The 11,816-nt window shown below is 62.4% G+C and carries 11 protein-coding genes; 4 read left to right on the forward strand and 7 right to left on the reverse strand.

What is annotated here, in order from left to right; all coding sequences use genetic code 11:
* Positions 1-3,171, reverse strand: a complete 3,171-nt coding sequence (locus ACEE43_RS04455) for a bifunctional [glutamine synthetase] adenylyltransferase/[glutamine synthetase]-adenylyl-L-tyrosine phosphorylase (RefSeq protein WP_449107335.1) — start codon at positions 3,169-3,171, stop codon at positions 1-3.
* Between the two features lie 69 nt (positions 3,172-3,240).
* The gene (gene glnA / locus ACEE43_RS04460; RefSeq protein ID WP_237185416.1) at positions 3,241-4,584 is read right to left on the reverse strand and encodes a type I glutamate--ammonia ligase; all 1,344 of its coding nucleotides are present in this window, start codon (positions 4,582-4,584) and stop codon (positions 3,241-3,243) included.
* A gap of 216 nt (positions 4,585-4,800) precedes the next feature.
* On the opposite strand from glnA, the gene panB reads away from it, so the two are divergent.
* Positions 4,801-5,685 carry a 3-methyl-2-oxobutanoate hydroxymethyltransferase gene (gene panB / locus ACEE43_RS04465; protein WP_449107334.1) on the forward strand — a complete coding sequence of 295 codons (885 nt, stop codon included), beginning with the start codon at positions 4,801-4,803 and terminating at the stop codon, positions 5,683-5,685.
* 286 nt (positions 5,686-5,971) lie between these two features.
* Here panB and ACEE43_RS04470 read toward each other — a convergent pair whose 3' ends face one another.
* Entirely contained in the window at positions 5,972-6,172 is a 201-nt protein-coding gene (locus ACEE43_RS04470) for an SPOR domain-containing protein (protein WP_237205042.1), read from the reverse strand.
* Positions 6,173-6,295: 123 nt separating this feature from the next.
* On the opposite strand from ACEE43_RS04470, the gene map reads away from it, so the two are divergent.
* Both map and ppgK read left to right on the forward strand, forming a co-directional pair.
* The gene (gene map / locus ACEE43_RS04475) at positions 6,296-7,201 is read left to right on the forward strand and encodes a type I methionyl aminopeptidase (RefSeq protein WP_237195367.1); all 906 of its coding nucleotides are present in this window, start codon (positions 6,296-6,298) and stop codon (positions 7,199-7,201) included.
* A 26-nt stretch (positions 7,202-7,227) separates the two neighbouring features.
* The gene (ppgK, locus tag ACEE43_RS04480; RefSeq protein WP_185173136.1) at positions 7,228-8,073 is read left to right on the forward strand and encodes a polyphosphate--glucose phosphotransferase; all 846 of its coding nucleotides are present in this window, start codon (positions 7,228-7,230) and stop codon (positions 8,071-8,073) included.
* A 91-nt stretch (positions 8,074-8,164) separates the two neighbouring features.
* Here ppgK and nrdR read toward each other — a convergent pair whose 3' ends face one another.
* The 4 genes from nrdR to ACEE43_RS04500 all read right to left on the reverse strand — a co-directional run bounded on the left by nrdR (position 8,165) and on the right by ACEE43_RS04500 (position 11,257).
* Positions 8,165-8,641 (reverse strand): transcriptional regulator NrdR, encoded by a 477-nt coding sequence (nrdR, locus tag ACEE43_RS04485; RefSeq protein ID WP_135011358.1) that lies wholly within the window; start codon positions 8,639-8,641, stop codon positions 8,165-8,167.
* A 21-nt stretch (positions 8,642-8,662) separates the two neighbouring features.
* Positions 8,663-10,045 (reverse strand): histidinol dehydrogenase, encoded by a 1,383-nt coding sequence (gene hisD, locus ACEE43_RS04490; protein ID WP_449107333.1) that lies wholly within the window; start codon positions 10,043-10,045, stop codon positions 8,663-8,665.
* Between the two features lie 36 nt (positions 10,046-10,081).
* Positions 10,082-10,516, reverse strand: a complete 435-nt coding sequence (locus ACEE43_RS04495) for an MmcQ/YjbR family DNA-binding protein (RefSeq protein ID WP_449107332.1) — start codon at positions 10,514-10,516, stop codon at positions 10,082-10,084.
* A 132-nt stretch (positions 10,517-10,648) separates the two neighbouring features.
* A complete protein-coding gene (locus tag ACEE43_RS04500; protein WP_449107331.1) occupies positions 10,649-11,257 on the reverse strand; it encodes an NAD(P)-dependent oxidoreductase in 609 nt (202 codons plus the stop codon).
* A 119-nt stretch (positions 11,258-11,376) separates the two neighbouring features.
* Between ACEE43_RS04500 and ACEE43_RS04505 the strand changes: the two genes are divergently transcribed.
* A complete protein-coding gene (locus ACEE43_RS04505) occupies positions 11,377-11,805 on the forward strand; it encodes a winged helix-turn-helix transcriptional regulator (RefSeq protein WP_237185424.1) in 429 nt (142 codons plus the stop codon).
* The last annotated feature ends 11 nt before the right edge of the window (positions 11,806-11,816 follow it).

Below are 11,816 nucleotides of genomic sequence, written 5' to 3' on the forward strand. Positions count from 1 at the left end.
CTACCCCGGGTAGAACAGCTTCTCGTAGACTGCCCGGGCTTGGCGGGTGATGCGCAGGTAGTCGTCCTCAAGCACACGGGCAGAGTGAGGAGCATACCCGCACCAGCGGGCAATGGCTTCAAGGTCAGAGCGTGTGGTGGTGAGGGTATCGGATGCCCTGCCTGTGCGCAGCACGTTGAGACCGCGAATCTTTGAAGCTAACTTCCAGGCATTGGTGAGCAGGGCGGCGTCACGTTCATCAACTAACCCAGCCTGCACGGCAGCGTCCAAAGCCTTGAGGGTAGAGGTGGTGCGCATACCCTCGACCCGGTGGGCGTGCTGGAGCTGAAGCAGCTGGACCAGCCACTCTACGTCCGTCAGCCCGCCACGGCCCAGCTTGAGCTGACGGGTCTTGTCTGCCCCTCGGGGCATGCGTTCTGTTTCTACGCGGGCCTTCATCCGGCGAATCTCGGTGACCTTCTCCGCTGGGAAGGTAGCCGGGTAGCGGTAGGGGTCGATGAGCTCAATAAAGGCGGAGCCCACGTACTCTGAGCCAGCAAAGGGGCGGGCACGTAGCAGGGCCTGGAATTCCCAGGTATCAGCCCAGCGATCGTAGTACTCCCTGAAGGATTCGAGCGAGCGCACCATGGCCCCGGATTTTCCTTCGGGTCGCAGGTCGGCATCAATTTCGAGCACCTTTTCGGCACGGATGGGCGGGGTTGTGGGCTGTTTGAGCAGGGTAACCATGCGGTTGATCAGGTCGGTGGCTTCTGCCTGGGCGGCCTTTTCGTCGGCTCCATCGCGCGGGATGTGCACGTACATGAGGTCGGAGTCGGAGCCGTAGCCAATTTCCGCCCCACCCTGGCGGCCCATGGCGATGACGGCAACATCGGTCAGCGGGGTGCGGCCATCGATGTAGGTTTCTCGTTCGGCGATAGCGAGCGCCGATTGGATGGCTCCCCGGTCAATGTTGGAGAGCCCGTGGGCCACTTCGGCGTTGCTGTTGAAGCCTAGCGCTTCACCCATAGCAAGACGGAGGATTTCGCGGCGGCGCAGCATGCGGACGGCGCGGATGGCTTCGGCGGAGTCGGTATGGCGGGTCAGCTGGGAGCGCAGCTCGCTGATAATAGCGTCTGCTTCGCGGGGTTTGAGGTCTTCTTCCTTATCGAGCCAGGCGATGGGTTCGGGAATGTCTTCGAGCAGGTCGGTGATGAAGCGGGAGGATGAGAGCAGGGTGCAGAGGCGTTCGGCGGCTGCCGGGGAGTCGCGGAGCATGCGCAAGTACCAGGGGGTGCCGCCCAGGGACTCGCTGATGCGGCGGAAGCCGAGCAGGCCGGCGTCCGGGTCCACGCCCTTAGCAAACCAGCCCAGTAGGACGGGCATGAGGGTGCGCTGGATTTCGGCTGAGCGGCGGAGGCCCTTGGTGAGGGCTTCGATGTGGCCCATGGCGCGGCGGGGGTCCTTGTAGCCCAGGGCTGCCAGGCGGTCTTGCGCTGCCTGCGGGGTGAGGGCCACTTCGTCTTTGGAGAGGTGGGCTACGGCGGCTAGCAGCGGACGGAAGAAGAGGCGCTCGTGCAGGGACTTCACGGCACGTTTGATACCGGCCCACTGCTTGAGCATCTCTGGCTCGGTCAGCTGGGTGGGGGCCAGGGGGGAGTTCATGGCGCGCGCTAGCGAGCGCCGGTCGTTTTCTTTGACCGGCATCAGGTGGGTACGGCGCATGTAGAGCAGCTGGATGCGGTGCTCCATCACACGCAGGGTCGCGTAGTTATCTGCGAAGTCGTGGGCGTCCTTGCGGCCGATGTAGCTGGCTTTTGCGAGGGCCGCGATGGAGTCGGTGGTGCTCTGGGTGCGGACGCTCTCATCGGTGCGGCCGTGCACGAGCTGCAGAAGCTGAACGGTGAATTCTACGTCGCGCAGGCCTCCGGGGCCGAGCTTGATTTGTCGGTCGACGTCGGCGGCGGGGATGTTGTCGGTGACGCGTTGGCGCATGGCCTGCACTGACTCTACAAAGGAATCGCGGGCGGCAGATTCCCAGATGAAGGGGCGCATGGCTCGGGCCCAGCGGACGCCCAGCTCGGGGGTACCTGCGATGGGGCGGGCTTTGAGCAGGGCCTGGAATTCCCAGTTTTCGGCCCACCGCTTGTAGTAGGTGGTGTAGGACTCCACGGTGCGTACCAGGGCGCCGTCCTTACCTTCGGGGCGCAGGTTGGCGTCGACTTCCCAGAGGGCTGGTTCGGGGGCCGGGGCCATGATGGCCTTGGAGAGGGCCATGACCAGCTCGGTACCGATCTGGGTCAGGGTATTTTCGTCGAGGGGGGCAAAATCTTCGGGCAGGTCGGCCAGGGGCTTGTGGGCGACAGCGTAGACCACATCGACGTCTGATATGTAGTTCAGTTCGCGGGCACCGCATTTGCCCATGCCGATAATGGCAAGTTCTACAGCAGCTACGGTCTGTTCGCTGCGGTTCTGGGCTACTTCGGCGCGGGCGATTGCCAGGGCCCCTTCGAGGGCAGCTGCGGCCAGGTCTGCCAGAAGACGGCCAACGGTGGGCATGAACTGTACCGGTGCGAAGCTGGTGAGGTCGTAGATCGCGAGTTCGGTCAGGTGACGGCGGTAGGCAACGCGCAGGGCAGTGTAGGCTTCTTTGCCGGTGAGCTGGGCGACCGGGGCGGACGCAGCCGGGTCGGCTCCCACAGCCGTTAGCAGGTCGCGGCGGTAGACGGTATCGAGCGGAGCGATAGGGGTGAGGTATTCTCCGTCGGTCTCGGGCAGTAGCGAGACGGGAAAATCTTGGCCGTCAAAAGCCCTAGGGTCAATCTCTAGCAGGTCTGCGTGCTCGGGGTGGCGAACCAAGAACTCCCCCAGCGCCTCGGAGCCGCCCAGTAAGCGGTAGAGGGCCTCGGCGTCCGCTCCCCGCGCAGCTAGCTGCGCCACCTTGGGGGCACGTTCAATGAGTCTAACCAGGGCAGGAAGCGCGATATCGGGAGAAGGGGCTAGACGCAGGCCCTCAAACAGTTTGGCGCGGTCTAGGCCTTCTAGCTCCCGGGAGTTGAGCCAGCGGGCGCTTTTAGCCGCATCGTAGAACCCCAGCGATGCCATCTCGCTCAGCAGACGCACCTGGGCCTTGCGTTCTTCTTCGGCGCGGCGGGCGGCTTCTTCGGGGGTTTCGTTCTGCGGGGTCTGGGTCACCGCTGTCTCCTTAGGTATTAATTACAGCAGGCGCAACACCGCCTGTGGTGTTGCGCCTGCATACGGGCACTAGAGGATACCGAGATTGTTCTTGAGTTCGTAGGGGGTTACTTCGGCGCGGAAGGCGTTCCAGTCGCGGCGCTTGTTGCGCAGGAACTGCTCAAAGACCTGCTCGCCGAGGGTTTCGGCCATGAACTCTGATTCTTCGGTGCGGTGGATAGCGTCATGCAGAGAGGACGGCAGGGCGTGGTAGCCCATAGCGCGGCGTTCTGCGCTGGTCATCGCCGAGATGTCTTCGGTGACGGCGGCGCTGGGCAGCTCGTACTCGTTTTCGATGCCCTTGAGGCCAGCTGCCAGGATGACGGCGTAGGCCAGGTAGGGGTTGGCAGCTGAGTCAATGCCGCGGTACTCCATGCGGGCTGACTGCATCTTGTTGGGCTTGTAGAGGGGAACCCGCACCAGGGCGGAGCGGTTGTTGTGCCCCCAGGAGACGTAGGAGGGGGCCTCGCCGCCGCCCCACAGTCGCTTGTAGGAGTTGACGAACTGGTTGGTGACCGAGGTGAACTCGGGGGCGTGGCGCAGGACGCCGGCGATAAAGTGCTTGGCGGTGCGGGAGAGCTGGTACTCAGCCCCTGCCTCGAAGAAGGCGTTGGTGTCGCCCTCGAAGAGGGAGAAGTGGGTGTGCATGCCGGAGCCTGCGTGCTCGGTGAAGGGCTTGGGCATGAAGGTGGCGTAGATACCCTGGGAGAGGGCGACTTCCTTGATCACGGTGCGGAAGCTCATGATGTTATCGGCGGTCTGCAGGGCATCAGCGTGGCGCAGGTCGATTTCGTTCTGGCCGGGGCCGGTCTCGTGGTGGGAGAACTCCACCGAGATTCCGATTTCTTCCAGGGTGGTCACTGCCTTGCGGCGGAAGTCCTGCACCACGCCGCCGGGAGTATGGTCGAAGTAGCTTTCGGAGTCGACCGGTTCGGGGAAGCCACTGGGGCCCAGTTCCTTTGACTTGAGCAGGTAAAACTCAATCTCGGGTGAGGTGTAGCAGGTAAAGCCCATACCCGCTGCCTTAGAGAGAACGTTCTTGAGCACGCCGCGGGTATCTGAGGCGCTGGGCTCCCCGTCGGGGGTGAGAATATCGCAGAACATACGGGAGGTCGGCTCTTCATCCCCGCGCCAGGGCAGCACCTGGAAGGTAGAGGGGTCAGGCTGCAGCAGCATATCTGACTCGTACACGCGGGACAGACCCTCAATCGATGAACCGTCAAAACCGATACCCTCGTCGAAGGCGCTCTCAACCTCAGCCGGTGCAATAGCAACAGACTTAAGCTGGCCCACCACATCGGTAAACCAGAGGCGGACGAAACGCACATTGCGCTCTTCGATGGTGCGCAAAACGAATTCTTGCTGACGATCCATGTAACCTATCCGTTCATGTCTAAAGGTGGCGCCCGCACCCCGGTGGGCGGGCAAACGAATCCTTAGCATCAACTCTAGAACGTAACCGCCTTGCGTGCCCACCTGGCACGCTCTGACCCCGGTAACAGTAACGTGTTTTAAACATTTCTTTCACCGACTGAGATAAAGCGGGCCCGCTCCGGTTGCGGTGCGCCTGCAGGCTACTAGAGTTAAAGCATGCTCAACGAAGAAACAGCACCCTACGGGTCCTCAACCCCCACCCCCGCCAACACCCCTCAGGAAGGTGAGGCAAGCGTCCTCGCCGTCAAAAAGGTGCGCACCGTGCACCTGCAGCAGGCCAAGGACGCCGGTGAAAAGTTCGCCATGCTCACCAGCTACGACGCCCTAACCGCCACCATCTTCGACCGGGCCGGCATCGAACTGCTGCTCATCGGCGACTCTGCGGGCAACAATGTGCTGGGGCACGAATCAACCCTCACCATTACCGTTGACGAGATGATTCCCCTGGTCAAAGCTGTTTCTACCGCAGCCAAGCGGGCTATGGTCGTCGCTGACCTGCCCTTTGGCTCCTACGAGCAGTCCCCCGCCCAGGCCGTGGCAACCGCCGTGCGCTTCATGAAAGAAGGCGGAGCGCACGCGGTCAAGATGGAAGCCACCGCCCACCACGTAGACCACGTGCGCGCCATGGTTGCAGCGGGCATACCCGTGATGGCCCACATCGGCTTCACGCCCCAGTCTGAACACGCCCTCGGCGGCTACCGGGTGCAGGGCCGCGACGGCGGTCAGGCGCTCAAAGACACAGCCCTGGCTCTCGAAGAAGCCGGTGCCTTCTGCCTGCTCATGGAAATGACCCGCTCCGATGTTGCCGCCGACATCGACGCCTCAGTGCGCATCCCCATCATCGGTATCGGGGCGGGCGCGGACGTCAGTGGGCAGGTGCTCGTCTGGCAGGACGCTTTCGGGCTGCGGCAGGGCAAGATGGCCCGATTCGTCAAGCAGTACGCCAACCTCTACGACACTCTGTTCGAAGGAGCAGCCGCCTACCGGGCAGACGTGCGCTCAGGCGCCTACCCGGCAGAAGAGCACCGATTCGACAGTTAAAAATTCTGCGTTGCCAAAAGTTAGGGAGGTAGCTAACCCGGGGCTCACGCTCGCTGCCGACCCTCTCACGGGTTCGCTAGCTGGCTCGCAAGCTCGCCAGATTCGCACCGAGATTTATTTTCCTCGCGCACTCGGAATCTCGGTGCTCATCACACGTGATTCACGCCCCGCCTTGCGGCGGATTCCGTTCGCTCGTATGTGCTGACGCACCCGCTCACTCCATCGAGCCAGCAGCTTCGCTGCGAGCCCGGGTCAGCTTTCTCAACGCTAGTGAAAAATTCCTTCCTTACCAGGCGTCCTTACCCTCGTCCCATTCTTCGTTGCGCTTCTTCGCCTTCTCCATGGCATGCTCTGCTTCTTCGCGGGTGCTGAAGGGGCCCCAGAGCTCGGTGATTTTGGACTGCTGGCCCTCTTCGACCTGGCCAGTGCTCAGGTTGTACCAGTACTGGGTGTCGTGGGGGCCGGGGGTGTAGTCGTTCAGTGACATTGTGTTGCCTTCTCTCTTATAGAATGTTGCATGCACCACTTTACGCCCGGTTAGGCAAAAGATACAGCTTTTGGCAACGCTCCTAGGCGGGCCAGCCGGTGTGCAGCGGATAAGCTAGAAGGCATGTCGACATCATCTAACAGCCACAACCTCCCCGCTGAGCCGGGTAAAGCCCCCGTGGGCAACCTAACGCCCGGCGTCGTAGCCCCCATGCGCCCGGTACCGGCGCATATCGTCCGCCCCGAATACGTGGGCAAGCCCGAAGCCAACGAGGGTCAGGGTTCAAACTTCTACACCCCCGAAGAAGTAGAAAAGGTGCGGGCGGCCGGCAAAATTGCCGCCGGTGCCATTGTTGAAGCTGAAAAGATCGCTGTTCCCGGAACCACCACCAACGACATCGACGTCTTGGTACACGAATACATCTGCGACCACGGGGCCTACCCCTCAACCGTTGACTACCGCGGCTTCACCAAGAGCGTGTGCACCTCGCTGAACGAGGTCATCTGCCACGGTATCCCCGACTCCACCGTGCTTGAAGACGGCGATATTCTCAACCTCGACGTGACCGCCTACCTGCACGATATGCACGGTGACACCAACCGCACCCTGCTCGTTGGGGATGTGGACGAAGAGTCCCGCCTGCTGGTTGAGCGCACCGAAGAGGCCCTGAACCGCGCCATGAAGGCGGTACGCCCCGGCCGTGAAATCAACGTCATCGGGCGCGTCATCGAAAAGTACGCCGCCCGCTTTGGCTACGGCGTGGTGCGTGACTTTACCGGTCACGGTGTGGGCCGTGAATTCCACTCCGGCCTGATTATCCCCCACTACGATGCGGCTCCTGCCTACAACACCGTCATCGAAGAGGGCATGATTTTCACTATTGAACCCATGCTCACCCTGGGCACTATCGAATGGGATATGTGGGAGGACGACTGGACCGTCGTTACCCGCGATCGCAAGCGTACCGCCCAGTTTGAACACACCATGGTTGTCACCGCCGACGGCGTTGACATCCTTACCCTGCCCTAAACACCATCACTCTCAAAGGAGCGCTCATGACTGACGCAGTCACCCCCGAGGTCCCGGCACCTACCGCAGCTGACCTGGTTATCGGTATCGATATCGGAGGCACCGGCATGAAGGGCGGTATCGTTGATATCCGCACCGGCCAGCTGGTGGGCGAGCGCTTCCGCATCCCCACCCCGCAGCCTGCCACCCCCGAGGCCTGCGCATCTGTGGTTCGTGAAATCGTTGATGAGCTGCAGGGCCGTGAGCTTGCTCCCCTGCCCGATGCGGCTATCGGTATCGACTTCCCCGCCATCGTGAAGAACGGTGTTACCCTTTCTGCTGCGAATGTGCACGAGTCCTGGATTGGTGCTGACCTTGAGGGCATCATGAGCGAGGCCCTGGGCGGACGTACCGTCTACGCCCTGAACGACGCGGACGCTGCCGGCCTGGCCGAGGCTACCTACGGCCAGGGTAAGGACAAGGACGGCCTGATCGCCGTGATTACCCTGGGCACCGGTATCGGTTCAGCCCTCATTATCAACGGCCAACTGATTCCGAACACCGAGCTGGGTCACCTTGAGATTGACGGCCACAACGCCGAATCTCGTGCATCAGCCCGTGCCCGTGAAATTCACGAGCTGTCCTGGAAGAAGTACGGTAAGCGTCTGCAGCGCTACTTCTCCCATGTGGAGTTCCTCTTCTCCCCCGACCTGTTCATCATCGGCGGTGGTATCTCGAAGAACCCCGAGAAGTTCATGCCCTACTTTGAGGATGAAATCCGCACCCCCATGGTCATGGCCCAGCTGCGGAACAACGCTGGCATTGTGGGCGCTGCCCTGTGGGCAGCTGGCCACCCCAGCGAACACGAGCGCCGCGCCGCCGCCCAGGGCTAGGCGCCGCTAGCTCCTAAAAATAAGGACGCCGCCCGCGCACCTTTCTTGCCGCAAGGCAGAAGGTGGGTGGGCGGCGTCCTTGTAGCTGGAGCTAGAGCAGGGTAGGCTGCTCCCCCTCGTCCGCCCCCGCCTCGCGCAGCGCTGCGATAGCCCGCTCAAAGTCATCGAGCGATTCAAAAGCCTGGTAGACGCTGGCAAAACGCAGGTAGGCGACGGTATCCAGCTTCGACAGGGGCTCAAGGATAGACAGCCCTACCTCATGGGCGTCAATCTCAGCGATACCCTTCGCGCGAATCGCCTCTTCGACTTCCTGCGCTAGCTTAGCCAGGTCGTCCTCCCCCACGGGGCGCCCCTGGCAGGCCTTACGCACGCCAGAGACAATCTTGGCCCGGTCAAAGGGTTCGGTCACGCCGCTTCTCTTGATTACCGAAACAGCGGTAGTTTCGACGGTGGTGAACCGCTTGCCGCAGTTGCTGCACTGGCGACGGCGGCGAATTGCGGAATTGTCGTCGGTAGTTCGCGAGTCAACTACCTTTGAGGTGGAATTACGGCAGAAGGGGCAATTCATGTGGTTCCTCCTAGCGTGGTTCTAGCTGTTGTTAGCGGCGGCCGAGCCGGTACGCGCGGTGATGGCCTCACCGTGGGCGGGAAGGTCTTCGTCGTGGGCAACCGCGACAATGGCATCACCAATCTCGGCAAGAGCGCTCTGACTGTAGTTGATCAGCTGCACAGCCTTCATAAAGACGGTGGTGTTGAGCCCCGATGCGTAGGCAGCTGAACCGCCGGTGGGCAGGACGTGGTTGGACCCTGCCGCATAGTCACCCAGAGGCACCGGCGAGTAGGGGCCGATAAAGATCGCACCGGCGTTGCGCACCCGCCCGGCCACCTCGTCTGCCTTCTCGGTATGGATTTCAAGGTGCTCTGCAGCGTAGGCGTCGGCTACCGCGATTGAGGCTTCGAGACTGTCGGTGAGCACCACGCCGGACTGGGGGCCGGTCAGGGCAGTGGCCACGCGCTCGCTGTGCTTGGTCACAGCGGCTCGTTGATTGATGGCGTCCTGCACAGCGGCGGCGAGGGTAGGGCTGTGAGTGATGAGGACGGACCCGGCGTTGGGGTCGTGTTCGGCCTGGGAAATCAGGTCAGCGGCAACGTAGTCGGGGTTAGCGGTGTCGTCGGCAATGACGGCGATTTCGGTAGTTCCGGCTTCGCCGTCCACACCCACGACGCCCTGCAGGGATCGCTTGGCCATGGCGACAAAGATGTTGCCGGGGCCGGTGATGGTGTCAACGGGTTCAAGAACCTCACCGGCGTCGTCCAGCCCGTAGGCCATAGCGCCCAGGGCACCGGCGCCGCCGATGGCCCAGACTTCGGTGATGCCCAGCAGCCCGGCTGCGCCCAGGATGGTGGGGTGGGGCAGGCCGTCGAATTCTTTCTGGGGCGGGGTGCAGAGCACTATAGAGCCGACGCCCGCTGCCTGGGCGGGTACGGTGTTCATGATGACCGATGAGGGGTAGACGGCCAGGCCGCCGGGCACGTACACGCCGGCGCGGCGCACGGGGGTCCAGCGGTTAGTAAGGACAGCCCCGGGGGCAACTTCGATGGTCTGGTCGGCGGGGCGCTGGGCGGCTGCAAAAGCGCGGGTACGCTCGATGGCGATTTCTAGGCCCTTGCGGACGCCCGGGTCGAGGTTCTCGACCGCCCGGTCAATAGCGCTCTGCGGTACGCGCAGGGCACCCTGCTCTACTCCGTCGAAACGGGCGGAGAGTTCCCGCAGGTAGTCAGCGCCGCGGCTCTGTACGTTCTCGAGGATTTCGTGCACGGTGGTGAGCGCATTGCCCACGAACTCTGTGGTCTGGCGCGGGACAATACGGCGCAGCTCAGCGTAGGAATGGTTGCTGCCGCGCAGGTCGATAGTGCGCAGGGTGAAGTCTGCAGGTGCAGTGGAGTTCTGGGTGTTGTCTGTTGTGCTCACTCTCTGATTTTAACGCGGTCGTCAAGCCGCTGCGGGTTAAGCCTGTGGGTTTTCCGGCTGGTGAGATTCTGCCGCTTTAAGTTTTTCTGCAAGAGCCTGCCAGCCGGGCGGACGCTTGCGGGCAGGCAGGGACTCAACCACGGTGAGATAGGACTCCGCGATAAGCTCGGCTAGCAGCTCGCCAGCCACATCTGGGTGGGGTACGAGACTGTACCAGTGGGTTTTGTTCATGTGCCAGGCAGGGCGCGCCGCCGGGTGGGTTTCGATGATAGCTGCAACGTCGGCCGGGTGGGCTTTGAGGTTGACCAGCTGGGTGCCGTCCTTCTCAGCTAGCACCATGAACCACTTGCCGCCCACGCGGGCAGCTTCGGCGTCGCTGCGGGAGGTGAAGCGGTAGAGCTCGGTTGCAGTCAGGGCCAGGGCGGACGCGGACGCCGCCTCGTAGAGGGCACAGGAGGTGGAAAGGGGCATGGACCCCAGTTTAGTACCCCCTGAAAAGTGCAAGTGCCGCTGCAAAAAGCAACGGCACTTGCACTTTTCCGATGGCAGCGACCTTACAGGGCAGCTTCACCAAAGAGGTTCTGCCTTTCTACCACTGTCTGTTTACTGACCCTGGGCAGCAGCTTCGTCAGCAGAGGCAACAGTGAAACGGGTCCCGATGTGGGCAGGGTTTTCGATTTCGTCGATGGCGGCTACCGCAAAGTCCTGGGTTGAGACGAACATGCCGGCGGGTACGTCCAGCTCGGTGCGGTAGTCACCGGTGCGAGCGCCGGGGGCGATCATGGGCGAGGGAGCCAGGACGGTCCACTTCAGGTCGGACGCTGCACGGTAGTCCTCAAGGACGGCTGCGAAGGTCTTGGCTTCGGTCAGGTATTCTTCAGGGAAGTCTGGGGTCTCCAGCAGCAGGCCCTCGCCCGCGTTGAGGGAACCGGCACCGCCGACGATGAGGAAGCGGCCGGTGGGGGCTGCTGCGATGAGGGCGCGGTGGGCGGCGATGGCTGCGGAGTAGTCGTCGCGGCTGGCGACGGAGATGACGGTTGCCTCAGATGAGTTGATGACCTCAACGAGAGCCTCGGTGTTGGCCAGGTCTAGGGCCAGGGTGCCGGCTGAGCCGCTGCGGGTGTAGCTGGTTACCTGGTGGCCGCGGTTCTGTGCTTCTGCAACGATTGCTGAGCCAACCATGCCTGCTGCGCCGATCACTGAGATGTTCATGAGGGTTCTCCTTGAAGAGTTGGTTTTCTGTATCAAACAGTTCTATAGTATGTTTTAGAAACCAATTACCTCAAGGTAACTATTAGAAGATTTTTAAAAAACTTTCAGAAAGGCCCACCGTGGCATCATCGACCCAGGTCAGCGCGGACGTCCGCCCCACCTCCCAGCCGGCAGCAGAGCAGCTGCCCGCCAACGTCCTCGACCAGAACTGCCCCTCGCGCACCGTGCTACGCCACCTCACGGACCGGTGGACTCCCCTGATTGTCACCGTGCTGGCAGACGGTGAGCCGGTACGATTCAAGGACCTCAAAAGCACCATCCAGGGGGTCTCCCCCAAAGTGCTGACCGAAACCCTGCGCTCCATGGAACGCGACGGGCTGCTGACCCGCCACATTACCGCCAGTGTTCCCCCGCGCGTGGACTACCAGCTCACCGACCTGGGGCTGACCACCGTTGAGCCGCTCACCGCCGTCCGCCTCTGGGCAGAAACCCACCTGGAAGAGGTGCAGGCTAACCGCGAGCGCTACGACGCCGCCCAGGCTCTCTAAGAACACCCTTT

The organism is Rothia sp. 11254D007BW (assembly GCF_053548195.1).